21 protein-coding genes and 1 riboswitch are annotated in these 25,558 nt (G+C 74.0%); of the genes, 10 read left to right on the plus strand and 11 right to left on the minus strand.

Going from position 1 to position 25,558, the window contains the following annotated elements; translation table 11 throughout:
• Positions 1-90: 90 nt before the first annotated feature.
• Positions 91-381 carry a hypothetical protein gene (locus ACFY3L_RS14850; protein WP_344499104.1) on the minus strand — a complete coding sequence of 97 codons (291 nt, stop codon included), beginning with the start codon at positions 379-381 and terminating at the stop codon, positions 91-93.
• A 680-nt stretch (positions 382-1,061) separates the two neighbouring features.
• On the opposite strand from ACFY3L_RS14850, the gene ACFY3L_RS14855 reads away from it, so the two are divergent.
• Positions 1,062-3,251, plus strand: coding sequence for an ATP-binding protein (locus ACFY3L_RS14855; RefSeq protein ID WP_389322938.1), 2,190 nt, complete (start codon positions 1,062-1,064; stop codon positions 3,249-3,251).
• A gap of 96 nt (positions 3,252-3,347) precedes the next feature.
• A complete protein-coding gene (locus ACFY3L_RS14860; protein WP_389322940.1) occupies positions 3,348-3,986 on the plus strand; it encodes a hemerythrin domain-containing protein in 639 nt (212 codons plus the stop codon).
• Between the two features lie 176 nt (positions 3,987-4,162).
• On the opposite strand, the gene ACFY3L_RS14865 is transcribed toward ACFY3L_RS14860, so the two are convergent.
• From ACFY3L_RS14865 to ACFY3L_RS14875, 3 genes are all read right to left on the minus strand, one after another.
• Positions 4,163-7,840 carry a BTAD domain-containing putative transcriptional regulator gene (locus ACFY3L_RS14865; RefSeq protein ID WP_389322942.1) on the minus strand — a complete coding sequence of 1,226 codons (3,678 nt, stop codon included), beginning with the start codon at positions 7,838-7,840 and terminating at the stop codon, positions 4,163-4,165.
• Positions 7,841-7,848: 8 nt separating this feature from the next.
• Positions 7,849-8,787 carry a ribose-phosphate diphosphokinase gene (locus ACFY3L_RS14870; protein ID WP_389322944.1) on the minus strand — a complete coding sequence of 313 codons (939 nt, stop codon included), beginning with the start codon at positions 8,785-8,787 and terminating at the stop codon, positions 7,849-7,851.
• Positions 8,788-8,983: 196 nt separating this feature from the next.
• Positions 8,984-10,225: a glutamate-cysteine ligase family protein gene (locus tag ACFY3L_RS14875; protein ID WP_389322946.1), complete on the minus strand. Its 1,242-nt coding sequence runs from the start codon at positions 10,223-10,225 to the stop codon at positions 8,984-8,986.
• 301 nt (positions 10,226-10,526) lie between these two features.
• On the opposite strand from ACFY3L_RS14875, the gene ACFY3L_RS14880 reads away from it, so the two are divergent.
• The gene (locus tag ACFY3L_RS14880) at positions 10,527-10,823 is read left to right on the plus strand and encodes a hypothetical protein (RefSeq protein WP_389322948.1); all 297 of its coding nucleotides are present in this window, start codon (positions 10,527-10,529) and stop codon (positions 10,821-10,823) included.
• Between the two features lie 245 nt (positions 10,824-11,068).
• Here ACFY3L_RS14880 and ACFY3L_RS14885 read toward each other — a convergent pair whose 3' ends face one another.
• From ACFY3L_RS14885 to ACFY3L_RS14895, 3 genes are all read right to left on the minus strand, one after another.
• Positions 11,069-11,548, minus strand: coding sequence for a CAP domain-containing protein (locus ACFY3L_RS14885; protein ID WP_389322949.1), 480 nt, complete (start codon positions 11,546-11,548; stop codon positions 11,069-11,071).
• Positions 11,549-11,709: 161 nt separating this feature from the next.
• The gene (locus ACFY3L_RS14890) at positions 11,710-12,801 is read right to left on the minus strand and encodes a hypothetical protein (protein WP_389322951.1); all 1,092 of its coding nucleotides are present in this window, start codon (positions 12,799-12,801) and stop codon (positions 11,710-11,712) included.
• Positions 12,802-13,685: 884 nt separating this feature from the next.
• Positions 13,686-13,952, minus strand: a complete 267-nt coding sequence (locus ACFY3L_RS14895; protein WP_389322953.1) for a hypothetical protein — start codon at positions 13,950-13,952, stop codon at positions 13,686-13,688.
• Between the two features lie 15 nt (positions 13,953-13,967).
• Positions 13,968-14,034: riboswitch (guanidine-III (ykkC-III) riboswitch) on the minus strand.
• Positions 14,035-14,133: 99 nt separating this feature from the next.
• On the opposite strand from ACFY3L_RS14895, the gene ACFY3L_RS14900 reads away from it, so the two are divergent.
• Positions 14,134-15,366: a PQQ-binding-like beta-propeller repeat protein gene (locus ACFY3L_RS14900; RefSeq protein WP_389322955.1), complete on the plus strand. Its 1,233-nt coding sequence runs from the start codon at positions 14,134-14,136 to the stop codon at positions 15,364-15,366.
• A gap of 36 nt (positions 15,367-15,402) precedes the next feature.
• Here ACFY3L_RS14900 and ACFY3L_RS14905 read toward each other — a convergent pair whose 3' ends face one another.
• Positions 15,403-16,713: an FAD-dependent oxidoreductase gene (locus ACFY3L_RS14905; protein ID WP_389322957.1), complete on the minus strand. Its 1,311-nt coding sequence runs from the start codon at positions 16,711-16,713 to the stop codon at positions 15,403-15,405.
• A gap of 58 nt (positions 16,714-16,771) precedes the next feature.
• Positions 16,772-18,265, minus strand: a complete 1,494-nt coding sequence (locus tag ACFY3L_RS14910; RefSeq protein WP_389322958.1) for a serine/threonine-protein kinase — start codon at positions 18,263-18,265, stop codon at positions 16,772-16,774.
• 95 nt (positions 18,266-18,360) lie between these two features.
• Between ACFY3L_RS14910 and ACFY3L_RS14915 the strand changes: the two genes are divergently transcribed.
• The 3 genes from ACFY3L_RS14915 to ACFY3L_RS14925 all read left to right on the plus strand — a co-directional run bounded on the left by ACFY3L_RS14915 (position 18,361) and on the right by ACFY3L_RS14925 (position 20,966).
• Positions 18,361-19,368, plus strand: coding sequence for a methyl-accepting chemotaxis protein (locus ACFY3L_RS14915; RefSeq protein WP_389322960.1), 1,008 nt, complete (start codon positions 18,361-18,363; stop codon positions 19,366-19,368).
• A gap of 208 nt (positions 19,369-19,576) precedes the next feature.
• Complete coding sequence (locus tag ACFY3L_RS14920; RefSeq protein WP_389322962.1) at positions 19,577-19,723, plus strand: hypothetical protein; 147 nt, start codon at positions 19,577-19,579, stop codon at positions 19,721-19,723.
• 181 nt (positions 19,724-19,904) lie between these two features.
• Positions 19,905-20,966: a carbohydrate kinase family protein gene (locus tag ACFY3L_RS14925; RefSeq protein WP_389322964.1), complete on the plus strand. Its 1,062-nt coding sequence runs from the start codon at positions 19,905-19,907 to the stop codon at positions 20,964-20,966.
• Positions 20,967-21,004: 38 nt separating this feature from the next.
• Here the strand turns inward: ACFY3L_RS14925 and ACFY3L_RS14930 are convergent, their stop codons facing one another.
• Positions 21,005-21,538, minus strand: coding sequence for a CotH kinase family protein (locus ACFY3L_RS14930; protein WP_389322966.1), 534 nt, complete (start codon positions 21,536-21,538; stop codon positions 21,005-21,007).
• Positions 21,539-21,609: 71 nt separating this feature from the next.
• Complete coding sequence (locus ACFY3L_RS14935) at positions 21,610-22,035, minus strand: hypothetical protein (protein WP_389322968.1); 426 nt, start codon at positions 22,033-22,035, stop codon at positions 21,610-21,612.
• Between the two features lie 401 nt (positions 22,036-22,436).
• Between ACFY3L_RS14935 and ACFY3L_RS14940 the strand changes: the two genes are divergently transcribed.
• From ACFY3L_RS14940 to ACFY3L_RS14950, 3 genes are read left to right on the plus strand one after another with little or no spacing between them, the layout of a single operon-like run.
• On the plus strand, positions 22,437-23,744 hold the full coding sequence (locus ACFY3L_RS14940) for an ABC transporter substrate-binding protein (RefSeq protein ID WP_389322970.1): 1,308 nt from the start codon (positions 22,437-22,439) through the stop codon (positions 23,742-23,744).
• Positions 23,741-24,700 carry a carbohydrate ABC transporter permease gene (locus tag ACFY3L_RS14945; RefSeq protein ID WP_389322971.1) on the plus strand — a complete coding sequence of 320 codons (960 nt, stop codon included), beginning with the start codon at positions 23,741-23,743 and terminating at the stop codon, positions 24,698-24,700. Before ACFY3L_RS14940 ends, ACFY3L_RS14945 begins: the two co-directional genes overlap by 4 nt.
• Positions 24,697-25,554 carry a carbohydrate ABC transporter permease gene (locus tag ACFY3L_RS14950; RefSeq protein WP_389322973.1) on the plus strand — a complete coding sequence of 286 codons (858 nt, stop codon included), beginning with the start codon at positions 24,697-24,699 and terminating at the stop codon, positions 25,552-25,554. Before ACFY3L_RS14945 ends, ACFY3L_RS14950 begins: the two co-directional genes overlap by 4 nt.
• The last annotated feature ends 4 nt before the right edge of the window (positions 25,555-25,558 follow it).

Genomic DNA, 25,558 nt, shown 5'->3' on the forward strand with positions numbered 1-25,558 from the left:
AGGTGACCCGGGTTCATGTGCCGTCCACCTCACCGCCGCCGAAGGGCGGAAAGTTGCACCGCGTGGTATCCGCGCCGCTGCGGACCGTGTCTACCGGCGGGACTCGACGCGCCAGGTGCCGTCCTCCAGGCGCTCCCAGCCGTCGACCTCACCGCCGAGCTCGGCGAAGAGCACGACCCGGTCGTAGATCCAGTCGGCGAACTCGTCCTGCTCGTCCTCGTCGAGGCCGGCCCGGATCACCGCGCCGAACGTGATCAGTCCGGTGCCCTCCAGCGGCGACGCGCCCAGGATGCCGATCACCGACAGGTCGTCGGGGGCGATGTCGGTGCGCTCCTCGACCTCCAGGAACCCACCGTCGGGCATCTCCACCAGAAACGCCATCGTGGGTCAGCGCCTCGCCGCGGCGTGCATCCTCATGAGCAATCAATACCTCCCCGAGGTCCCCGGCGACCAGCGACACGCTCGCACCATTGGGGCGTTTCGGCTGGTGCCGGCGGGTTGGGCCACCCCGGTACAGTGCCGGCATGGAGTCCGCCGCGGCGCTACCTGCCCCGCTGACCAGCCTGGTCGGCAGGGACGCGGAGGTGCGCACCGCGGGCCGTCTGCTCGCCTCACCCGACCACCGGCTGGTCACTCTCGTCGGCCCGGCGGGCAGCGGCAAGACGCGCCTGGCGATCGCGGTCGGCGCGGCCGCTACGACGCCGGTGTGGTTCGTCGACCTGACCACCATGCTCCCGTCCCCGCCCGCTCGCCAGTCCCCCTCCTCACCCCCGGATAAATCCAGGCGCAAGCGCCCGGATTTATCCGACATTTCGTATTTGTCGCCGGATGAAGAGGCGGAAGACGGAGCCACGCGTGAAGAGGCGGTAGACGCAGCCACGCGTGAAGACGCGGAAGACGGAGCCACGCGTGAAGAGGCGGTAGACGCAGCCACGCGTGAAGACGCGGAAGACGGAGCCACGCGTGAAGACGCGGAAGACGGAGCCACGCGTGAAGAGGCGGAAGACGCGGCCACGTTCGCGCTCGACGCGTCCGAGACGGCGCGCCAGTCCAACCCCGACATGACACGCCACGAAGAGATAGAAGACGCCGCCGGGTTCACGCTCAACGCGTCCGGAGCGGCGCACCGGCCCGACCTCGACTCGACGCGCGATGAAGAGGCGGAAGACGCCGCCGCGTTCGCGCTCGACGCGTCCGCAACAGCAACAGCAACAGCACGCCAGCCCAACCCCGACACGACACGCCACGCAGCGACGGAAAACACCGCCGCGTTCGCGCTCGACGCGTCCGTAACAGCACGCCGGCCCGACCCCGACACGACGCGCGATGAAGAGGCGGAAGACGCCGCCGGGTTCGTGCTCGACGCGTTCGGAGTGGCGCGCCGGCCCGACCTTGGCGCGACCGGCACGCTGCTCGCCACGCTCGGCGACGGGCCCGTGCTGCTCCTGCTGGACAACTGCGAGCACGTCACCGTCCCGGTCGCCGCGCTCGTCGCCCGCCTCCTCGGAGCGGCGCCGGCCCTGCGGCTGCTCGTCACCGGCCGGCAGGCGCTCGGCCTGCCCGACGAGACCGTGGTCGCGGTTGCGCCGCTGGACGAGGCGACCGCGCTGCGGCTGTTCGAGACGCGGATGTTCGAGCGGACCGGCCGCCCGCTTCCCGGCGAGCACCGGGCCGGCGCCGCCGCGATCTGCCGGGCGCTGGACGGCCTGCCGCTCGCCGTCGAGCTCGCCGCCGCGAGGGCCGCGCTGCTGTCGGTGCCGGAGGTGCGCCGGCTGCTCGCCGACCGGTTCCGCGTCCTGGCCGACGCCAAGGCGACCGGACCCGAGCACCATCGCACGCTCCGGGCGGCGCTGGACTGGTCGTACCAGCTGCTCTCCCCGGACAAGCAGGCGCTGCTGCGGCAGCTCGCCGTGTTCCAGGGGGGCTTCACGCCCGCGGCGGCCGCGGTCCTGCCCGCGCACGGGCCGGGCCTCCTCGACGCCCTCACCGAACGCTGCCTGGTCTCCTCCCCGGTCGGCGGGCCCAGGCGGCGGATGCTGCAGACCGTCGCGGCGTACGCGGCCGCCCGCCTCGCCGAGCTCCCCGACGAGGCCGCCGCCGCCCGGGACGCGCACGCCCGCCACTTCGTCGCCCTCGCCGAGCACGCCGCCGACGGCATCCGCGGCCCGGGCCAGCGGGACCTCCTGCGCACCGTCACCCTCGAGCAGGACAACCTCCGCGCCGCCATGGCCTGGCTGGCCACCCGCCCCGGCGCCGAGGACCTGCGTCTCGCGACGGCCCTCGCGCCCTTCCAGCATTTCACCGGCGTGTACCGGCAGGGCCGCGACTGGCTGGCCGCGGCCCTGCACCGCCACCCCGACGCACCTTCGTCGCTCCGCGTCGCCGCCTGCTCGGCCGCCGCGAGCCTGGCGATGCTCGACTGCGACTACCCGGCCGCCGCCACCCTCGCCTCGCAGGCCCTCGCCGGCTCCCCTGAGGTGCAGGTCCGTGGGCGGCTGCTCACCCTGCTCGGCTGCGTCGAACGTGAACGCGCCGACTACCTCCGCTCCCGCCGCCACCTCGACGAGGCACTGGCCCTCTACCGCGCTGCCGGCGACGCGTGGGGCGAGGGCCGCGCCGGCCAGCTCGCGGGCGGCACCGCCTGGCTGTCCGGCGACCTCACCGCGGCCGCCGCGCTGCTGGACGCGAGCCTCACCGCGTTCCGGGACCTCGCCGACGACGAGTCGGTCGCCTCGACCCTCACCCACCTCGGCGCGGTCGCCCACTTCGGCGGCGACCAGCCCCGGGCCCGCCGCCACCTGGTCGACGCCCTGGACCGCTTCACCGAGCTGTCGTTTCCCGAAGGGATCGGCTGGGCCCAGGACCTGCTCGGCCGCGTCGACCTCGCCGACGACGCGGTCGCCTCCGCCGCCGAACGCCTGCGCGCCAGCCTCTCCATCCACCGCCGCGTCGGCGACCGCTGGCGCTCCGCCAGCGTCCTGGAGGCCCTCGCCGAAGCCCGCCGCCGCCTCGCCGACCCGGCCCACGCCACCGCCCTCCTCGCCGCCGCCGACGCCATCCGCCACGAGATCGGCGCCCCGACCCCCGCCTGCGAGCTCCCCGCCCGCCGGGCCACCGAGGAGGCTCTGCACGCGACGCTGCCGGAGGCGGCCTTCTCCCGCGCGTACCGCTTCGGCACCCGGACCCCCGTCGACGACCTCCTCGACCTGTCCGGCTCCCCCGCCCCCTTGGCCCTGCACCCCGCCCCCTGACCTCGCGGCCAGCCGGGCGGTAACCAGACCTTAAGTGGCGGCCAAGTGGGAGGCGGTCTGCTGGAGGCAGGAAGCAATTGAGCTGAGGAGCGGATCGTGCCGAATCTTGTCGGGATCACTGTGAACCACCGGTCGATGCGCGGGGATGCGCGGCGGTTCGCGGCGTTGTTGCGGGACATGGCGGACGGCAGGGCGGTGAACACGGCGGCGCGGGCGAAGGCCATCGCGAGCTACCTGGAGACGCTGTGCGACGGGATCCACCACCATCACCAGGCGGAGGACGACGTGCTGTGGCCGGTGCTGGAGGCCAGCGCGGGCGCCGAGGTGGACCTGCGGGAGCTCACCGAGGACCACCGGCAGCTCGACCCGCTGCTCGACGCGATCCGGCGGGACGCCAGGGCCCTCGCCGTCGCGCCCGGGGACAGGGACGCGGCGGAGCGCCTCGCGGGTGCGCTGGCCCTGCTGCGGGACATGCTGGACGAGCACATCGAGGACGAGGAGCGGACCTTGTTCCCGGTGATCCATCGGTACGTGTCCGACGCCGACTGGAACAAGGTGGAGACGGCGGTCCGCAAGGGCGGCAAGATGGGCTTCGAGCTGCCGCGGATCGAGAAGTACGCCACCCAGGCCGAGCTGGCGGAGCTCAAGCGCATGGCGGGGCCGGTGCTGCGGGTGCTGCTCGCCGTGACCCGCCGCGGTTTCGCCCGCCGCGAGGCCGTGATCTTCGGCGTCTGACCCCGCCGGGCCCACGGGAGCGCACCTGTCCCCGGCGGGCCCCACGGGAGCGCGCCTGTCTCCGGCGGGCGCCACTGGAGCGTGGCAGACCCCGGCGGCCCCACGGGAGCGTGCCGTGTCGCCGGCAGGCACCACGGCACCACGTCAAACCCCGGCGAACAGCACGGGAGCGCGCCTCACGCGGGCGGGCACCACGGCAGCGCGCCCGTCGCGGCGGCGAGGGCGTGGCCGGCCGTACGGTGCCCGGCGGCCGCACCGGTGTCGCCCAGGACCTCGGCCAGGGCCGCGAGGACCAGGTCGACCGGCGGGCCGCACAGGGATCCGCTCGCCAGGCCCACGAACTGACCCGCCCACGGCAGCAGGTCCGCGTACAGCGCGCGGGCATGCGGCACGGAGCGCAGCGCGGCGGCGTTCAGGGCGCGCAGCCCGGTCCAGGCGAGCCAGTAGTAGTCCTCGCGGACCGGCGCCGTGTCGGGCGACCACATGGCGCGGGCCTCGTCGGCGCGGCCCGCGTCGAGCAGGGCACGGACCATGAGATCGTTGACGGCGTCGGGGATCCGCTCGTACACGGGCTGCAACAACGGCAGGAGATCTCCTGTCGTGCCGTCGGCGAGGTGCACGAAGAAGACGCCCGCGATGCCGACGAGGGCGGCGTTCGGCTGGCCGGTGCGGGCGATGCGGGCGGTGAGGTCCGTGTAGAGGCGTTCGGCGGTGGCGAGGTCGCCGGCGAAGAGGGCGCGCACCGCGGCGAACAGCGCCATCACCGACAGCGCCACGCCGAGCTGACCGGCGGTCGCGTGCCGGACGGCGCGGTCGACGTGGTCCTGGGCGGCGGTGAGGTCGTTGCGTTCGAGGGCGGCCTGGAACAGCACGTGGTGCGCCTGCGCCTGGAACTGCACCAGCCCCGCGGCGGTCGCGACCTCGAGCAGCTGGGCGCCGACGGCGGGGAGCTCGTGCCGCCTGGCGGGGTTGAGCACCGCGAAGTAGCGGGCGTTCAGCGCGTGGCAGCGCAGCAGTGGGTCGTCGCCGGCGAGGGTGAGGGCCTCGGCGCTGGCCGCGTCGCAGCGCTCCAGGTCATCGCCCTCCAGCTCGTAGACCAGCGCGACGAGCAGCCGGCACCGGACCGCCGCGTCAGCCCCCGCCAGCACCGCCCCGGCCGGCGAACCAGACGGCAGCGCCGAATCGGCCGGCGAACCGGACGGCAGCGCCGGATCGGCCGGCGAGCCGGACAGCAGCGCCGCTTCGAGCTGCGCGACGAGCGCGGTGTCGACGGCGCGGTCGGCGCGGATCGTCCAGGCGACCGGGGCGTCGTACGCGGTCAGCGCCGCCGCGGACGGCACGCCGGCGCGCTCGGCGGCAGCGATGGCCTCGGCGCGGGCGGCCCGGGCGGCGATGACGTCGCCGGCGTTGGCGAGCGCCGACGTGAGCCCGCACAGCAGGTCGTGGCGCAGCGCGGGCGGCAGCGGACCGGCGTCCAGCGCGCCGCGGAACAGCCCGGCGGCCTCCCGGTGCGCGTACAGCGCGGCGGCCTGCCGCGCTGCCGCCGCCGCATACCCGGCCGCGACTGCGGCGGTGGCGGGGGTGGCGGCGGCCAGGGCGTGGTGCCCGAGCGCGGCGACGTCCGGCTCCGCGGCGGCCGACAGCACGTCGAGCACCCGGGCGTGCAGGCGGCGCCGGCGCAGCAGCGGCATGTCGTCGTAGAGGACGTCGCGCAGCAGCGCGTGCGTGAACCGGACCCGCCCCGCCGCCGGCTCTTCGAGCAGCCCCGACACGACACCGGCCTCGAGGCCGTCGAGGACGGCGTCCTCACCCGAGCCGTCCGCGGCGACGAGCAGGTCGATGTCGACGTCCCGGCCGAGGACCGCGGCGTGCCGCAGCACCGTCTGCGCGGGAGCGGGGAGCCGGGCGAGGCGCCGCCGGAGGACGTGGCCGATGCCGGACGGGATGGCGCGGACCGCGCTGTCGGCGCCCTCGGCGGAGACGAGCCGGGCGGTCTCGGTGAGGAACAGCGGGTTGCCGCCCGTGCGCGTGACCACGTCGTCGACCGCGTCGGAGGGCACGCCGAGGTGCTGGAGGAGCGCCGCGCCGGCGGAAGCGTCGAGCCCGCCGAGGTCGACGTCGACGGCCCGGTGCCCGGCGAGCGCGGCCCGCACCGGGTCCAGGTCGGGCAGTGCCTCTCCGGGCCGGTGGGTGGCGACGAGCAGCAGCGGCCGGTCGGCGAACGCGACCGCCACGTGCCGCAGCACCTGCAGCGTCTCGCCGTCGGCACGGTGGACGTCGTCGAGCACGACGAGCAGCGGCCCGAACCCGGCGAGGTGCTCCCCGACGGCCTGCGCGAGCGCGAACTGCCCGCCGCCGCCCCCCGTGCTGCCCTCCGTCCCCAGCAGCGGGGCGAGCCGCACATCCGGCCGGTCCGAGGGCAGCGCGCCCAGCACCTCGCTCCACGCCCACGCCGGCGGCGCCCCGTCGACCTCCGGGCACCGTCCCCACGCGACCTTCCAGCCGGGCCCGAGCCCCGCCGCGAACATCCGCAGCAGCGTCGTCTTCCCCGCGCCCGCCTCCCCGCCGACCCACACGACCCGCAGCCCGTCCCGCAGGACCTCCTCGGCGACGTGGCCGAGCGTGGCCAGCTCCTCCGCGCGGCCGAACGTTCCCCTGTTCGCGTTCGCGGCAGATGTACCGCGTAGCCTCCCGGACGGATCGGCATCCAGCAGCGACCCGGACGGAGGGGGTCCCAGCGGTGCCTCCCGCCACGGCCAGTCCGGTGCTGCGGCCGCCGCGCCGGACGCACCCGTCCCGGTCGGCGACAGTTGCTCCGCCGCGCCGCCCCCGTGCCCGTGCCCGTGCCCGTGCCCGTGCCCGTGCGGAGCTGAGCCACCTGCCTGCCCGTGCGAAGCGCCGCCCGCCTGTCCACGCGCGGCGGCACCATCCGCCTGCCCGTGTCCAAGACCGCCGGCCTGCCCGTGCGGAGCAGCGCCACCCGCCGGCCCGTGTGCGACACCGCCAGCCACCTGTCCGCGCGGAGCGGCACCAGCTCCCTGCCCGTGCGGAGCCGCAGCCGCCTGCCCGTGCGGGGCGGCGTCGAGGTGCGGGGCGTGCGCGAGGACGTCCGCCTCGAGCGCCCGCAGCGCCGGCCCCGGATCGACCCCCAGCTCCGCCGCCAGCCGGTCCCGGGCGGACCGCAGCACGGCGAGCGCATCCCCTTGCCGGCCGGCCGCGTACAGCGCCGACGCGAGCAGGTGCACGGCCTCCTCCCGCAGCGGATGCGCGGACACGTGCCGCTCCAGCGACGGCACGGCCAGCGAGGCCCGGCCGAGCCGCACCGCGACCCGCCCGCCCTCCTCCACGCAGACCAGCCGCAGCTCCTCCAGGCGCCCGGCCTCCGGGACGGCCCACGGCTCGTCGGCGAACTCCGCGTACGCCGGACCCTCCCACACCGAGAGGGCCTCCCGCAGCAGCGCGTCGGCCCGCCCGGGGTCGGCGCCCGCGACCGTGGTGCCCTCCCGGAGCAGCGCCTCGAACCGCCACGCGTCGACGGCGTCCGCGGGCAGGTGCAGCGCATACCCGGGCGCCGCCGTCACGAGCACGGTGGCGGGGGTGCGCGGCGGACGGCCGGGCTCCAGCACCCGGCGCAGGTTCGACACGTACACCTGCAGCGCGGCGAGCGCCTTCGGCGGCGGCACGCCCTGCCACAGGTCGTCGATGAACCGGTCGGTCGGCACGACGTGCCCGCCGGCGACGACGAGCCGCGCGAGGACGGCCCGCTGGCGGGGCCCGCCGAGGTCGACCGGCCGCCCGCCGATCAGGCCCCGCATCGGCCCGAGCACGCCGAGCACCGGCTGTTTCATGTGCATGAGGAGCTTCAGTGGAACAGCGAGCTGACCGACTCGCCATTGTGGATGCGGCGCATCGCCTCGGCCATCGCGGGCGCGATCGACAGCACCCGCAGCTTCGGCACCCACTTCTCCTTCGGGATGGGCACGCTGTTGGTGCAGACGATCTCGAGCACGTCGGGCTGGGCGGCGAGCCGGTCGAGGGCGCCGTCGGTGAACAGGCCGTGCGTGCAGGCGACGCGGATGCTCGCGACGCCCCGCTCGCGGAGCCGGTCGATCAGCTCGATGACGGTGCTGCCGCGGGCGATCTCGTCGTCCAGGACGATGACGTCCTTGCCCTCGATGTCGCCGATGACGGCGCTGATCACCACCCGGTCGTCGCTGAAGCGCTGCTTGGCGCCGGCGGCCACCGGTACACCCAGCAACCGCGCGAACGCGGAGGCCACCTTCGCGTTGCCCAGGTCGGGCGAGACGACCACGCTGTTGGAGAGGTCGAGGCCGCGGAAGTGGGTGGCGAGCTCACGCAGCGCGTGCAGGTGGTCGACGGGCACGCTGAAGAACCCGTGGACCTGCGGCGAGTGCAGGGTCAGCGTCAGCACCCGGGACGCACCGGCGGCGCTGAGCAGGTCCGCGACGAGCCGGCCGCCGATGGAGATGCGCGGCTCGTCCTTCTTGTCGGAGCGGGCGTAGGCGTAGTGCGACATGACCACGGTCGTGCGGGCGGCGGAGGCCCCGCGGGCGGCGTCGAGCATCAGCAGCAGCTCGACGAGGTGCTCCTGGACGGGCGGGACGAGCGGCTGGATGAGGAACACGTCCCGCTCGCGGCAGTTGGCCTGCAGCTGCACCTCGAGGCAGTCGTTGGCGAACCGGTCGACCCGCACGGGCTGCAGCGGCACCTCGAGATGAGTGCAGATCTCCTCCGCCAGCCCGGGATGGGCGCTGCCACTGAACACGGCGATGTCCCGCACTGGTCCGGCTCCTCGGTGTGGTCGCGCGCGTGGGCGCTGGGGATCGTCACCCCGTTGATACCACACCCGAGGTGCCAGACTACCGCCTCGTCCCACCACGCCGGGCCTCATCCACCCGTGCCGGTCCGGACCTCCGCGGCCCGCCCGCGGCGCATCGGCCGACGCCGGCAAGCGTCTTCGGGGCGCTGCTCGCGGCTCATCCGCCGGCGCCGACGCGGACCTTGCGGCGCTGCTCGCGGCGGTCCTCGCCCGGGCAGGAGCCGCGCGCCACGTACCGGTCGGTGAACTCGGCGACCGCGTCCCGCACGGCGAGCGGGGCACCCTGCCGGCGCAGGACTTCACCCGCGGCGGTGAAGCAGGTCAGGGCGGCGGCGGCGAGCGCCGGGTCGGCGAGTCCTTCGCGGGCGGCACCGAGCCAGTCGCGGTGCCGGCGCAGCGGGGAGCGCAGCGGCTCGGTCGCGGCGGCGGCCGCCTCGGCGCCCTGCGGGTCGTCGAGCAGGGCGGTGACGACCGCGACGGGCACGACCCAGCCGTCGCCGGGCTGCTGGTCGATCATCCGCAGCTCCAGGTAGCCGCGGGGGCGCACCGGCGGGACGAGGGTGCCGAGGTGCCGCTCGAGGTCGTCGAGGGTGACCGGCCGGGGGCCGTGGCCGCGCAGCCAGGCGCGCATCGTCAGCCCTGCCGGCACGTGCCAGCGGCCTGAGCCGGCGACCATGGCGACGTTGGCGGCGAGGGCGTACCGGGACCAGGCGGCGCGCGGGTCGTCGTCGCGGCGCGGCGCGCGGGTGCGGCTGGCGTCCGTGCCGAAGCGCAGGCCCTGCCGGTGCGACACCCAGCGCCGGCCGGATTTCGAGCGGTGCGGCGAGTTCGCGAACGCGGCCATGACCACCGGGCCGATCGCGTCGGCGAGCCACCAGCGGCGCCGGTAGTGGCCCCAGTCGTCGGGGTCGTCGCTGCCCGCGTCCAGGCAGACCTGGATCGACGCCGAGTTGCACATGACCGCGAGCCCCTTCGGGCCGGACCGTTCGTGGTACTCGGCGAGCGCCACGTAGCGCGGGTGGTCGGTGACGAGCAGCGGCGCCCGCACGTCGTCGAGGCCGGTGCCGTCCAGGACGAGGCCGTGGCCGGCGAGGACGGCGCGGACGAGGGCGAGGTCGGCGGCGAGCGCGGCGACGCAGTCGGCCATCGACGCGCCGACGGCGGAGGACAGCTCCAGCTGCCCGCCGGGCTCGATCGTGACGCCGCTGCCGCCGGGCAGCGGGTTGCCGAGGTGGGCGAGCAGGCCGAGGAGACGGTCCGGCTCGGGCCGGTGCATCGGATCGCTCAGGTCGCGCACGCAGTACTCCAGCTCGACGCCGACGCGGCCGACAGGACCGACCCGGAACCCGGCGGCGGCCACGTAGGCGGCGGCGGTTGCCTCGGTGAGGATGTCGTTCACGGCGGGCCTCCCGTTCAAGGGGTGCGTGCTACCCAGGGTGGTGTTGCGGTTGAGTGACGCGTGCGGCGGCGGTTTCGGTTGTACTCGGTTCTGCGAGCCGTGCGGGCGCTGCTGCCGGTCCGGCGAATCCCGGATGTGCGGCGACGGCTGGCTGAACAGTGGTTGGGCAGGGTTGTGCGGGGTGCTCCGAGGGCCGCCGGGTTGCGGGCCCGGCGGGGTGCATTCCATTAGGCGGTCCGGCGCCCGATCTGTCCAGCCCACCCGGGCAACACGTGGTGAACCCTGGCTGTGAACTGGCTGAATGCCGCAAGATCTGCTGCGGTCCACCGGCGCCGGCCGAGAGCTTGCGGCCCGCGCCAATTCTGCCGGTCCGCCAAAACAAGATCGACTGTTATGGTTTTCTCGTCACTTTCTCAACGACGATTCGCCGACGTTTGGAGGAAAGTGCGCCATGACTATTCCCACCGGGAACGCCGGCCCACTGCCCCGCTCGGCGGGCGTGCGGGAAATGATCGCGAAATACGACGCCGGTGAGCTCACGGCCGAAGATCCGCACCGAGTGCGGCTCGATTCGGCGATCCGTATGGAGGCGACCTGATCGCCGATCAGGTCCGACGGGGAGCAGTGCGCGGCGAGCTTCGACGTTTCCGCTCACCTGCGCCGCTCAACCCGATCATCGAGCCGCCCGGACGGGGTCCGCGACGCGCGCATCACCGCCGCCGCGACCAAGAGGCGCCCCGGCGCCGCCGACGACCAAGAGGCGCCTCGGCGCCGACGACCACGTCGCTTTCCGGCGAGGTTCCCGCGGGCGGTCGTCGTGCCCGCGGGAACCTGGTCCCACCCTCAGCGTGGGCTGGCGAAGTCCTGGGTCCAGTAGGGCACGCCGCGTCCGTTGTACGCGACCGCGACCCCGACGTTGCGGAACCGGCAGTTGAGGATGTTGGCCCGGTGACCGGGGCTGTTCATCCAGTCGTCCATGACCTCGCGCGCGCTGCGCTGGCCCCAGGCGATGTTCTCGCCGTACGACGACCACCGGTAGCCGACGGACGCCACTCTGCTTCCCGGGCCGCTACCGCGGGGCGACCCGTGGGAGAAGTAGCCGCGGTCGGCCATGTCCCTCGAGTGCAGCCACGCGGCATAGCTCAGCCGCGGGCTCAACGTGACCGGGCCGCAGCCCGCCCGGGCGCGTGCACTGTTGGTCAAGGCGACCACACCGCGGACCACGCCGTGGTCGGCCGCGAACGCCGGCACGGCATGGACGACGGCTCCGGCCGCGACGGCACCCGCCGCCACGGCGACGGCGACACCCTTCCGGATTCCCATCTCACCTCCACGAAGTAGGGCAGATGACCCGAAGCTAAACGACCACCATGACGTTGCCAGCAATCTGACAAAACTCGCATTTTTCGGCCGTTCGTACGCTACGACGCGCACGAACGGGCCATCGCGCGCCCGCTTGTGTCACCCGTTCGAGTGATGGCGGCTCACGCCGCCGCGACCCGGACGCGGTCTTCGGGCACGCCGGCGGCCACGACCCGGGCCCGCACCTGCCCGACGCCCGCCGGGTCGTCGGCGACGAACGCGTCGTGACCCGTCCAGTCCTCGTCGTGGCCCGCGGGGAACCGGCCGCGGATCACGACGGTGCCTTCGGCCGCGACGTCGACCAGGCGGTACAGGTCCCGCTCCACCGCCGCCGGCCAGAACACCGTCACCGCCCGCGGATCTCCCGTCGCGCGGAGCATGCCCAGCAGCGCCCGCACCGGCGCCACCGCGTCCCGCCCGGCGACGACGAGCAGCGGCCGGGCCGACAGCGGGTCGGCGGCGGGCTGCCCGTACACCGGCCGCAACCGCAACACGTCGCCGGTCGCGGTCCGCTCCACGAGCGCCGCCCCGACCGGATCGATGCCGTGCGGGACGACGTGCAGCGCGACGACGTTGCCCGCGGCGGGGTCGGGCTCGGCCCAGCAGTGCCGCCAGCGCCCCGGCAGCAGCGCCGACTCGACCACCGCGAGCTGCCCGGGCAGGCACGGATACGGCAGGTACGTCCGCACCCGGAGCTCCGCACCGACCTGCCCGCGCCGCTCGTGCGCGAGCACCGGCGCGCTCCACGACACCGGCTCGTGCGCCGCGGCGGCCGCCCCGTCCGCCAGCCACCGCGCCACGAGCTTCCCCGTCGTCGCCCACGCCTCTTCCTGCTCCCGCCGGACCGGCACCCCCGGCGGGTTGGCCCGCAGCATGTCCACGAACAGCACCGCCAGGTTGTCCAGCCGCTGCGGCGCCACCCCGAGCTGCGCCACGACCGGCCCGAGCTCCGCACACCGGGCCGCGAGGACCTGCGGCTGGCCGACGTGCTCCACCAGCCACCCGACCGCTTCCCGCAGCACCTCCCGCTGCGCCGCCGGCTCCCCGGGCAGCAGCGCCCGCAGGTCCTCGAGCGGCTGCCGCCCACTGCCGGCCGCGGGCGGAGCGGCGGTGCGCGACGAGGGGATCGGCACACCCCCGGGCAGCGGAGACGGCCCCTCCCGCAACGACGGCAACGACGGCAACGACGGCAACGACGGCAACGACAACGGCACACCGTCCACCGGCGGCTGCGCGGCGCCAGGCGGTCGCGCAGAAACACCAGGGTGCTGCGGGAAACCACCAGGAGGTTGCGCGACAGGACCGGGCAGGTGTGGCGGAGCACCAGACGGCTGCGCGGGAGGACCGGGCGGTTGCGCGCCAGGACCGGGCGGTTGCGCGCCAGGACCGGGCGGTTGCGCGCCAGGACCGGGCTGCTGCGCGGGAGCACCAGGTTGCGCGGCAGGACCAGGTGGTAGCGCGGCAGGACCGGGCTGTTGCGGAGGAGGAGCGGGCAGTTGCGGACCTGGGCCGGCCGGTGGTGCGGGAGGACCGGGTTGTGGCGGGCTTCCGGATGGTGACGGTGGTCCGCCCGGTCCTACCGGAACCACGGGCCAGCGCCCTGCGACGATGCCTGGGCGGATGACGTCCCGCATCGGCAGTGCGGGAAGCGGCTCCGGCGTGGGTGCCGGACCGGGCGGTCCGGGAACGGCCCCTCCGCCCGGACGCCTGGGGAGCCGCTGCAGGTGGGTGACCAGCTCGTCCACCACCGTCGCGAGCGCTCCCGGCCGCAGAGTCTCCGCGAGCAGCAGCCGCAGCGCCGGCATCGTCAGGAACGCGCCCGCCAACGGACCGTCCGCCACCCGCACCACCGGTGCCGGTGCCGGGCCGGAGGTGGAAGCCGGCCCGGACGCGGGCACCGTCCCGGACACGGCCGCCGGGGCAGCGGCCGGCGCCGGGCGTGGCGACTGCGCCGGATTGACGGGGTGCGCCTGCGGTGCGGCCGGGTCGGGGCCGATCGTCGTCACCCATCCGAGTGTGACCCGCGACGGACGGTCCCGCCGCGAGTCACCGCATCAGGGTGCCGGTCCCACCGCGAGGGTCGCGGCCGGCGGGGCGCTCAGTCGGCGGCGACGCCCGCGTCCCGAGCCGGCGCGGCGGTGCCGGCCGGGCGGGGCTTGAAGAGCGAGCGCAGGGAGACGAGTGCCCAGACGCCCTCCAGGAGCAGGAACCCCCAGTCGCGGCCCAGGGCGGCCTCGACGGCGAGGGCGGTGGAGCCGATGAGGTTGAGCCACACGTACCGGCGCGACGTGGACGTCCACACGCCGAGCTGGACCAGCACGAAGGGCAGCAGGACGCACAGGGAACCGAGGATCTGGACGAGCATGGCACACTCCCGGGCACCACGCCGTCTTGTCTGGCCGGGTACGACGTGACTCGTCCGGGACCGCGCGCCCACCGCGCCGCCACCCATCGACTATGGCACGCCGCGGGGCCCGCCAGCACCCGGGCGAGTGGAGTGCGACCGTTCTCACCGTCCTGCAACCTGCCGCTGGTTCGCTGAATCCATGATCAGCAGGATGGCGGCGATCGTCGCCGTGTGCGTCGCCGGCGCGCTGCTCGCGGACTCCGCGGCGGCGGCCACCCCGGGCGACTGGCCGCAGCACGGCGGGGGCGCCGCCAACGACAACCACCAGAGCGGCACCGGCGACCTCGACGTGCGGCGGCAGGTGTGGCAGCGGCAGGCCGGCAGCGACGACACCGTCGGCGGCGCGGCCGTCGCCGGCGGCAAGCTCACTGTCGTCTACGGCAAGGGCGCGCTGCGCCGCGTCGACGTGCGCTCCGGCGCGGTCACCGTCGTGGGCCGGCTCGCCGGCCGCCGCCCGCTGCAGCTCGCCGACGTCGGCGGCGCCCTGTACGTGCGCAGCCTCGAGGCCGACGGCACGCGCAGCCGGCTCGCCTCGTACACCCGCGACGGCGCCCGGCGCTGGGAGGTGGCGCTGCCCGCCGACGCCGCGGTCCTGCCCTTCACCGTCGCGGGCGAGCACGTCCTGGTCACCAGCGGACCGAAGTGCCGCGCGCTGTGCACCGGGTTCCACCTCCGCGCGTACCGTGTCCGCAACGGCACCCTCGCCTGGTCGGGCGCGGTGGACGGCGACGCGGCCGGCGCGCCGGCGGTCGTGGGCGACGTCGCCGTGCAGGCCGCCTACGGCCCGGTCCGCGGCACGGGCGACGGCAGCGGCGGGGCGAGCCTGCTGTTCGCGTTCAACCTGAGGACCGGGGTCCGCCAGTGGACCCGCATGCGGCCCGGCTTCTCGCTCGCCGGGCACCGCGGGGCGCTGCTCGCCTCCGGCGCCGGCCCCGAGGCGCTGTGCTCGCTCGCCCCGGCGACCGGCGCCGTCCGCTGGTGCCGCGACACCCCCGCCGGCGACGAGTGGGTCGACGGCCTGTCCGCCGGCGGCGGTGACCTGTTCGGTTACGGCCTCACCGGCACCGTCCGCCGCTACGACCCGGCGACCGGCACCGCCACCTGGGCCACTCCCCTGGCGCTGCCGGGCTACGGGTACACCGCGCTGCACGCGGCGCTGGTCAGCGGCGGCGGGCACGTGTACGCCGCGGTGCGGCACGGCGACTTCACGCCGTCGTCTGAGTTCACGGAGATCGTCGTCCTGCGCGCCACCGACGGCGCCGTCGTGCGGCGGCTGCGGCTCGCCGCCTACCACGACACGTCCGCCGAGCTCATGCTCGCCTCCGGCCGCCTCCTGGTCGTCGGCGACCGCACGATCCGCGCGTTCGGCTGAGCGCGGTCGCCGGGGCGAAGCTGAGACCGGACGGTGTCAGCCGAGGAAGACCCGCCGCAGGATCGCCGGGGCGAAGAGGCGCCCCGGCGGCTCGGTCAGGTTCACCGTGCGGTGGAAGGCGACCGCCACCTCCGGTGAGGTCTCCGCCGCGCGCAGCAGTCTCGCCAGGTACCAGTTGAGGAACCGGATCTTCACGGTGCGCCTGCCGGGCACCGACGGGAAGGCGAGGTCGCCGCCGACGGCCATGTCCCACGGCGTGTCGATCACCGCGGACGCCCTGGCGTAGAAGCGCCGGGGCAGGCCGGCGAGCCCGTCGGCGACCGCGGTCCGCAGCTCCAGGGCCTCGAGCGCGGCGACGGTCATGCCCTGGCCGTAGATCGGGTTGAAGGCGCAGATGGCGTCGCCGAAGGCGAGGAAGCCCTCCGGATGGCGGCGGATCCGCTCGTACCGGCGGCGCACGCTCGCCGGGACGCGGAACGGCCGCGGCGGCCCGAGCGGCCGGGCGCCGTGCACCACCTCGGCGAGGTCCCCGATCGACAGGCGGGTCGCGTAGGCGGCGAAGCCCGCCTCGTCGGTGGGCGGGAGGTCGTCGCCGAGCCCGGCGAGGGTCAGGATCCAGCGGTCGCCCTCCATCGGCAGCAGCGCGGCGCCGTACGGGTACTTCGGCGTCACCCCGGTCAGCACGCCGAGCATGCCGCTGGCGAGGGGGCGGCGCTCGTACTCACGGGTGGCGTACACGACGCCGGCCATGACGCTGTCCTGCTCCGGCGGCGCGTAGCCGAGCTCGGTGAGCCAGGTGGTGCCGCGGTTGCCCCGGCCGGTGGCGTCGACGACCAGGTCGGCCCGCAGCTCCTCGGCCGGCGCGCCGGGTCCGGCGCCGGCGGGGACGGCCCGGACACCGACGACCGCGCCGTCCTCGTGGAGCAGCCCGGTGGCTTCGAGGCCGCCGCGGACGGTGACGCCGGGAAGCCTGCCGACACGGGCGCGCAGGTGGTCCTCGAGGGCCGGGCGGCTGACGGCGAGCACGACGAGGTCGGAGGCGGCGCGGGCCAGCGCGTTCGGGCCGTTGTGCCAGGCGAAGCCCGCGTGGACGTCGACGGTGAGCGCGCCGGCGGCGACGAGCTCGCCGGTGATGCCGGGGAACAGGTCCTCGATGACCTCGCGGCCCTTGGCGAAGAGCATGTGCGCGTGCCGGCCCTGCGGGACGCCCTTGCGGGGGCCGGTGCCGGTGAGGTCGTCCCGGTCGATGACGGTCACGGTGCCGAAGGTGTCACTCAACGCGCGGGCGGCGAGGAGCCCGGCGATGCTGGCACCAAGGATCACCGCCTGGGTGGAAGGTCTGGTCATCGATCCAGCCGACCATTGATCCACGACAATTCATAGGGAGAAGTACACGCAGCGCGAATCAACGGGTGCTGCGGGTCACATTCATGACAGGTTCGCCGGACAAGCAGGTGAACGTCATCCTGACGAGGTCGTTGCCGTGGCGGAGCTCGACGAACGCGGTCGCGGCCGGACCGTCCTGGCGGGTCTCCGTCTTGTACGGCCTGGTCACCGTCACGGCCACGACCCGGACCCGCCCGCCACCGGCGCACGCGGCCTGGGCGGTGGCGGCCTCGGTGGTGAACGCGACCGGCGCGGTCCCCTCCGGCGAAGGCCCGGCGGTGCGCGGCGGCGTGGCCGCCGAGGTGGGCGTGGCCGGTGCGGCCGGCGTGGTCGCGGGCGTGCCGCCCCACGGTTGCGCGGACAGCCCCGAGCCCGTGCCCTGCGTGCCGTCCCGGCCGGGGGCTCCCCCGGTCGCGCCGGTCTCCCCGGCGCCGCTCGGCCCGGCACCCCCGGACCGCGTGCCGGTCTGGGCACCGGGCTGGGCACCGGGCTGGGCACCGGGCTGGGCACCGGGCTGCACGGGGCCGCTGGTGGCCGCGCCGGCGGTGTCGCGCCGGTCGGCGCCGTCCAGCGCGGCCAGGAACCACGGGAAGGCGGCGGCGACGAGGAGGACGAGGGCGGCGACGGCGTACCGGCGACCCCGGCCCCCGCGGCCGGGTCCGGCGTCCTCCGCGGCCGTGACCGGGGCCGGGACGGGCACCGCGCCGGTCGGCGTCGTCCCGGTGGCGGCGGCCGCTGCCAGCACACCCGCGGCGGTGGCGGCGGAAGGGCGGGCGGCCGGTTCCTTCGCCAGGCTCGCCATGCACAACCGGCTGACCGCGCCGGGCACCCCGGGCAGCGGCGGCAGCGGCAGCGGCGGGGTGAAGACGTGGTCGCGGATCAGCTGGGTGGTCGTCTCCGCCGTCCACGGCAGCTCCCCGGACAGCAGCCGGTAGAGCAGCACCCCGAGGGCGTAGACGTCCGACGGCGGCGCGACCTGCCCGGTCAGCCGCTCCGGGGCGAGATACGCGGGCGTGCCGAGGACGTCCTCGGGCAGCCGCGAGCCGGCGGGCGAGGCGAGGCCGAAGTCGACGAGCTTCGCCACCTGGCCGGCACTGCCGGGGGTGACCATGATGTTCGCCGGTTTGACGTCCTGGTGGACGAGCCCGGCCTCGTGCGCGGCGGCGAGCCCGGCGGCGACGCCCGCGCAGATCCGGAACACCTCGGCCGGCGGCATCGGGCCGTCGTCCATGTGCTGCTCGAGGGTCCTGCCTTCGACCAGTTCCATGACCAGGAACGGGAAGCCGTCCTCGCCGAAGTCGTGCACCTGGGCGAGGTTGGGGTGCGACAGCGCGGCGGCGGCGCGCGCCTCCGCCCGGATCCGGCCGTCCTGCCGGTCGTCGTTCAGGTGCAGCACCTTGACCGCCACCGCGCGGTGCAGGATCTCGTCACGGGCCCGCCACACCACCGACATGCCGCCCGAGCCGAGCAGCTCCTCGAGGTGATAGCGGCCCCCCAGCAGCAGCTCGCCCATCGGGGGTCATCCTGCCTCATCGATGCGGGAAGTTCATCATCGCGATCCGCTGTTCTCCTCGCGCCGGCGGCCGATGGGAGGAGTGGGAGGGCACCATGACCACGTTTCTGATCGTGTTGGGCGGCGTCCTGGTCGGCGCCGCGATCGGCTTCTTCGCAGGCCGCCGCGGTGCCGGCGGCGGGGACGAGGCGGCGGAGGTGCTGCGCCGGGCCGCCGCGGGCGACCTCACCGGGCGGGTGCCGGCCGGCGCGTCGCCGCTGGCCGGCGCCGTGAACGGCACGCTCGACCGGGTCGCCGGCACGGTCCGCGACGTCGCCGCGTCGGCGGCCGCCCTCAGCGCCGCCGGCCGGCAGCTCGGCGGGATCGTCGAGGAGATGCTCACCTCGGCCGAGCAGTCCTTCGCCGCGTCGCAGCGCGTCCTGGACGCGGCGAAGCACGTGCACGCCCAGGTCACCAGCGTCGCCGCCGGCGCGCGGCAGCTGGACGCCAGCATCGGCGAGATCTCCCGCAGCAGCGGCGAGGCCGCGACCGTGGCCGCCGACGCCGTCCGGGTCACCGACGCCACCGGCAAGACGATGACCCGGCTCGGCGACTCCTCGTCGGAGATCGGCGCCGTGATCAAGGTCATCACGTCGATCGCGGAGCAGACGAACCTGCTCGCGCTGAACGCCACGATCGAGTCGGCCCGCGCGGGCGCGATGGGCAAGGGCTTCGCCGTCGTCGCCAGCGAGGTCAAGGACCTGGCGCAGGAGACGGCCACCGCGACCGAGGACATCACCCGCCGCATCGCCGCGCTGCAGGCCGACACCACCGGTGCCGTGCAGGCGATCGACCGGATCACCGACGTCATCGGCCGGGTCAGTGGCTTCCAGACGACAATCGCCCGCGCGGTCGAGCAGCAGAGCAGCACCACCGCCGGCATGTCGGGCAGCATCGGCCAGGCGGCCGGCGGCGCCGCCGAGATCGCCGACACGATGACCGCCGTCACCGGCAAGCGCAAGGAGGCGCACGCGACCGTGCTGCGCGCCAAGGAGCTCGCCGCCGACCTCGACCGTCTCACCGCCGGCCTGGCCGCCACCGTCAGCGCACTCAAAGTGCCCTAAACGTCATCGATCGGGTGGTGCTGCGGCGGTTCGCGCCCCGTGCCCGGCGGTTCCGCTGAGACTGGTGTTACCGGAAGGGAAGCATGCGATCGCACAAGCTCACCGGAAGCGAGATGGCCGGCCCGGGCGGGCCGCGGGCCGGCCGGCGCTCGCACCGCATGATCGTCCGGGACACCGCGGCGGGCCGCGGCCTGGCACACTTGGCGCCATGTCCTCGTTCATGTCCAAGCTGACGCTGCACGACCTGACGATGATCGTCGCGGGTGTCGGCGTGTTCGGCGTCCTGCTGATCGTGGTCGGCGTCCTGGGCGTGCGCCGCTCCCGGGCCGCCCGCCGGGCCTCCATCGCCCCGTGACCGCCGAGGCCATTGACTTCTTCGGATGCGCGCCGAGAATCTCCCCGAGCGGTCCGAGACAAGGAACTGGCGGATGGGCGGCAGCACACGTGCCGTTTCACGGTGAGGCGGCCGGAGAGTCCGACACCGCGTCGCCGACCCGGGTCGGGGAGCATCAGACTGTGGCCGGCTGAGGAGTCAGGTGGGGTTCAGGTTCGACGTCGTCGGGGTCGGGGCGCTCAACCTCGACTCGATCGCCCCGGTGTCACCGGCCGCGAAGGCGCTGGTGCGTGGCTCCGTCGACTGGGGCGCGGAGTCCAGGGTCGGCGCGGCGACGGTCGACGCCGCCATGCGCACGGTGCAGGGCGCGTCCGTCAGGGTCGCCGTCGGCGGGTCCGCGTACAACACGGTCAACGCGCTCGCGCACATCGGCGCCGGGCTCAGGCTCGGCTACGTCGGCGTCGCCGGCCGGCTGCCGGTGCCGGGCACCCCGATCGCGGCGCGGCTGCGCGGGCTCGGCGTCGACACTGGGATGCTGCGCGAGGAGCCCCGCGAGCTCAGCGGCGTGTGCCTGTCGCTGGTTGAGGACGGGGAGCGGACGCTGCTGGTCCACCCCGGCGCCAACGACCGCATGGCAGCGCACCTGGAGGTCGAGTTCGAGGCGGTCGTGGAGTACCTGTCGGCGGCCAGGATCGTGCACGTGACGTCGTTCCTGGACCAGCAGACACCGGTGGTGCTCGCCGACGTGCTCGCCGCGGTGCGGGAGCGCAGCCCGGAGACGGTGCTGTCGTTCGACCCCGGGCACGTGTGGACGGCGAGCCGGTCGGCGCCGGTCACCGCGCTCGCCACCATGGCCGACCACGTGCTGCTCAACGAGCGGGAGCTGCAGGCCCTCGGGACGACCGGCGACGACACGTGGGCCGCGGACCGGATCCTGCGGGTCGGCCGGCCGGGGCGGGTCGTGCACGTCAAGCGCCCCGCCGGCGTCACGACGTTCACGCGGTCGGGGCCGCTGCTGCGGGCCCGCTTCCACCCGCAGCACCCGGTGCCCGTGGAGCGGGTCGTCGACGCGACCGGCGCCGGGGACGTCTACGCTGCCGGGGTCGTCGCGGCGCTGGCCGGCGGCGCCGACCTGCCCGACGGCGTCCAGCTCGGGATGGCGATGACCAGGCACAAGCTGGTGCACCTGGCCGACGCGGGCCACCCGGAGCTGCCGGCCGTATTCCGCGCGTGGCAGGAGTGGGCCACGCCGGATCCCTCCTGATCATCCGCACCAGGGCGCCGACGCCGGTCAGCAGCTGCTCAGCCGGTGATGACCGGGTGCTCCGCCAGGCTCTGGGTGCGGGCCACGAGCAGGGTCCGCAGCCGTTCGGCGTCCGACGCGGTGGCCGCCGGGTCGCTGCCGCCGACGGTGCCGAGCACCTTCACGATCGAGTCCAGTGTGGACAACGCCTGCGCGCCCGCGTAGAGGCGGCGGTACAGGTCGCGGTAGGCGCGCTCGTACACCACCTTGAACGCGGGACCGGCCAGCGCCCGCTCCTTGAGGCGGTGGCCGCCCATCCGCCCGCCCATCCGGCCGGCGTCGAACGGGCCCTGGTCCGCGGCGCCGCCGAACGTGAGGTTGTGGTCCCAGGCCACGACGCGGAACCGGCCGGTCGCGGTGTCCAGCCACAGGTAGTAGTTGCGGCCGGGGCCGGCCATGTCGTCGAAGTCGGGCGGTGTGGGGCGGTCGTTCACCGTGAAGCTGCTGTACGCGTAGCGCTGCGCCGGCTCACCCACCGACCTGAGCAGATCCAGGGCGAGGGCCTCGTTGAGCACCGCGGATCCGCCGCCCATGCCGGCGACCCGGACCGCGATCTCCCGGCGCCCCTGGAAGCGGCGGCCGTCGACGTCCGTGTCGAAATTGATCAGCCAGGCAGGGTCTCCGGCTGCTCCGCCTTGAGCGTGACGCGCCCTCCCATCGGGCCGCCGCCTCCGAAGGCCGGACCGCGCTGCCCACCGCCTGGTATCGGGCCCGGGATCTGCGCGCCGCCCGGGTCCGGCCCGCCGCCGGGGATCGGGCCGGGGAGTTGCGCGCCGCCGCCGGGGCGGAAGCCGCCCGGACGGGTCTGACCGTTTCTGGTCAGGCCGCCGAGCGTGGAGTTGCCCTTCAGGCCGATCCCGACGCTGGGCACCAGGACGCCGTCGATCACGAGGTCGGCCTCGAGGTACTCCTTCTCCCCCTCGTCGAAGTACGCGTCGGGGATGCGCTGGTAGTCCGCGTCGCGGAACGTGAGCTTCAGGGTGTGCGCGACGGTCGCGTCGAACAGGTCGCGGCCGCCCTCGACGTTCACCGACACCTTGTCCCCTCCACCATTACGCGCCCGTCGCAGAGGCGGCGGGCGCTCCCGTACGGCAGCGGCGCCCGCCGCTTCGCAGCGCGTGCCCCGCCTGGTCGAAGCTCAGTCGCACGCAGATGAGGGCACCGGACGAACCTCGGAGCCGGCTGGGAGTAGCCACCCCAACTTCCTGCGAACGGAGGTGAACACAGCCTGGGAGATCACGATGCCGATCAATGCTTGACAAGTGTCACATCGACCGGCTTTGCTGTGATGGCTTATGAGCATCCGCGTTGGAAGTTGTTGCTTTTCGCCACCCCTGCTGGTCGCTGCACCCCCGCTGCTGGTCGCTCCTCTCTCCGCCGCTGGTCGCTCCTCTCCTGCTGCTGGTCGCCGAATCCCGCCCGGAGGCGAACATGACAGACGCCCGACTCTCCCGCCGCTCCGCGCTCAGAGGCCTCGCCGCCGCGTCCGCGCTCCTCGGAGCACCCACGTTCCTCGCCGCCTGCGGCGATGACGACGACGGCAAGGCGCCCGACTCAGGCGCCCCCACCGACCCGATCACGTTCGGGTCCAACTACTCCGACGACGCCACCAAGCAGGCGTTCGCGGCACTGTGCGCGGCCGCGACCTCGTCGACGAAGGTGCCGATCACCGTCAACACCACCGACCACAACACGTTCCAGAACAACATCAGCAGCTACCTGCAGGGCACGCCGGACTCCCTCGCCACCTGGTTCGCCGGGTACCGGCTGCAGTTCTTCGCCGCGCAGGGGCTGCTCACGCCGATCGACGACGTGTGGGAGAAGATCGGCGGCACGTTCAACGACGCCGCCAGAAGCCTCTCCAAGGGCATCGACGGGCACTACTACCTCGTGCCGCTGTACAACTACCCGTGGGTCGTCTTCTACAACAAGAGCGTCTTCGCCGCGAAGGGCTACCAGGTGCCCACGACCTGGGACGCGTTCATCGCGCTGTGCCAGAAGATGAAGACCGACGGTCTCGTGCCGATCGCGTTCGCGGAGAAGGACGGCTGGCCGGCGCTGGGCACGTTCGACATCCTGAACCTGCGCATCAACGGCTACGACTTCCACCTGCGGCTGATGAAGCACGAGGTGCCGTGGACCGACTCGAAGGTCGCGGCGGTGTTCGACCAGTGGCGGCAGCTCATGCCGTACGTGCAGAACGGCGCCAACGGAAGGACCTGGCAGGACGCGGCCAAGACCCTGGAGAACAAGCAGGCCGGGATGATGTTCCAGGGGTCCAACCAGGTCGCCGCCAACTACGCTCCGGCGAACCTCGCCGACCTGGACTTCTTCCCCTACCCGGCGATCAACCCCGAGCACGGCCAGTACTACATGGACGCCCCGACCGACGGGTTCATCCTGCCGAAGAAGGGCAAGAACTCGGCCGCCGCGAAGGTGGTCCTCCAGTACATCGGCACCCCCGAGGCGGAGACCAGCTTCCTGCAGAACGACCACTGGGACGTCGGGCTCGCCAACGGTCTCGTCGCGCCGACCTACAACGAGATCCAGAGGAAGTCCGTCGCCGAGATCGCCAAGTGCAAGAACGTGTCGCAGTTCATGGACCGTGACACGGTCCCCGACATGGCCACCGCGATGATCAAGCTGATCCAGACGTTCATCGACGACCCCAGCCCGGGCACGGTCACCTCCATCCTGAAGAGTGCGGAGGACCAGGCGAAAACCATCTTCACCAAGTGAAGCGGCCTCGTCGTCGTCTCCTCACCCGCCGCGACGGCTTCGTCATCGCGGCGATGCTCGGCATCCCGCTGCTGCTGGAGGCGTTCCTCATCTGGGGGCCGGCCCTGGCGTCGGTCGGGCTGTCGTTCACGAAGTGGACCGGCGTCGGCGGTGTGCGGTTGCAGTCCTGCGACTCGCTGCCGTCGGCGCCCGGCATCCCGCAGCCCGGCTGCCTGTACGGCGTCCGCAACTACGAGCAGGCGTTCACCACGTACCCGGACTTCTGGCCGGCCGTGCAGCACAACATCATCTGGCTGCTCGTCTTCGTGTGCTTCGCGACGCCGCTCGGGATGCTCTTCGCCGTCGTCATCGACCGTGGCATCCGCGGCTCCCGCATCTACCAGAGCATCCTGTTCCTGCCCGTGATGCTGTCGCTCGCCCTGATCGGGATCATCTGGGAGCTCATCTACTCGCCGAACTTCGGCCTCGTGAACTCCCTGCTGGACCGTACCGGCGACGACAACCTCATCGACTGGCTCGGCGACCCGTCGCTGAACCTGTGGGCCCTCCTGGTCGAGGCGAGCTGGCGGCAGGCGGGGTACGTGATGATCCTCTACCTCGCCGGGCTCAAGGCCGTCGACCCGGCGCTGCGCGAGGCCGCCCTCGTCGACGGCGCCACCGCCTGGCAGACCTTCTGGCGCGTCGTGTTCCCCGCCATGCGCCCGATCAACATCGTCGTCATGGTCGTCACCGTCATCGAGTCACTGCGCGCCTTCGACCTCGTGTACATCACCTCCGGCGGCAACCCGCTCAAAGGCCTCGAACTGCTGTCCGTCGCCGTCACCCAGAACATCGTCGGCGAGACCCAGCGGATCGGCTTCGGCTCCACGCTCGGCGTCATCCTGCTCGTCATCTCGCTCGTGCCGATCACGCTGTTCCTGTACCAGGCGTTCCGCCGCGAGGAGGCCCGATCGTGACCCGCCGCCCGTGGCGTGTGGCGTCCCAGGCGTTCATGATCGCGATGATCGCGCTGTGGCTGACGCCGATCCTGTTCGCGCTGTACGTGGCGCTGCGGCCGATCGCCGACACGAACGCGCACGGCTACGTCTCGCTGCCGTCGGGCCTGACGCTGTCGAACTTCCGCGCCGCGTGGACCCAATCGGACATGTGGCGCTTCTTCCTGAACTCGCTGATCGTCACGGTGCCGGCGGTGGTGCTGACGCTGTTCCTGGCCTCGGCGTTCGCCTACGTCGTGGCCCGGCTGCGGCTGCGCTGGAACCTCGCCCTGCTCATCCTGTTCACCGCGGGCAACCTCCTGCCGCAGCAGGTCATCATCACGCCGCTGTTCCGCCTGTACCTGGCGATCCCGCTGCCCCACTGGGTCAGCGAGAGCGGCCTGATGTACAACTCGTACGTCGGCCTCATCGCCATCAACGTCGCCTTCCAGCTCGGGTTCTGCGTCTTCGTCCTCAGCAACTACATGAAGACCCTCCCCCACGAGCTCGACGAGGCCGCTGTCGTCGACGGCGCGAGCGTCTGGACCCGGTTCTGGCGGCTCACCCTCCCGCTGTGCCGCCCCGCCCTCGCCGCCCTCGCCACGCTGCTCACCACCTGGATCTACAACGACTTCTTCTGGGCCATCACCCTCATCTCCACCGGCGACAAGCGACCCGTCACCTCCGCCCTGGCCAACCTCCAGGGCCAGTTCGTCGCCAACCAGAACATGATCGCCGCGGCCGCCCTCATCGCCGCGATCCCCACGCTCGTCGTCTACGTCGCCCTGCAGAAGCACTTCATCGCCGGCCTGTCCCTGGGCTCCACCAAGGGCTGAGACC

This window comes from Dactylosporangium sp. NPDC000521 (assembly GCF_042898305.1).
Lineage (GTDB): Bacteria > Actinomycetota > Actinomycetes > Mycobacteriales > Micromonosporaceae > Dactylosporangium.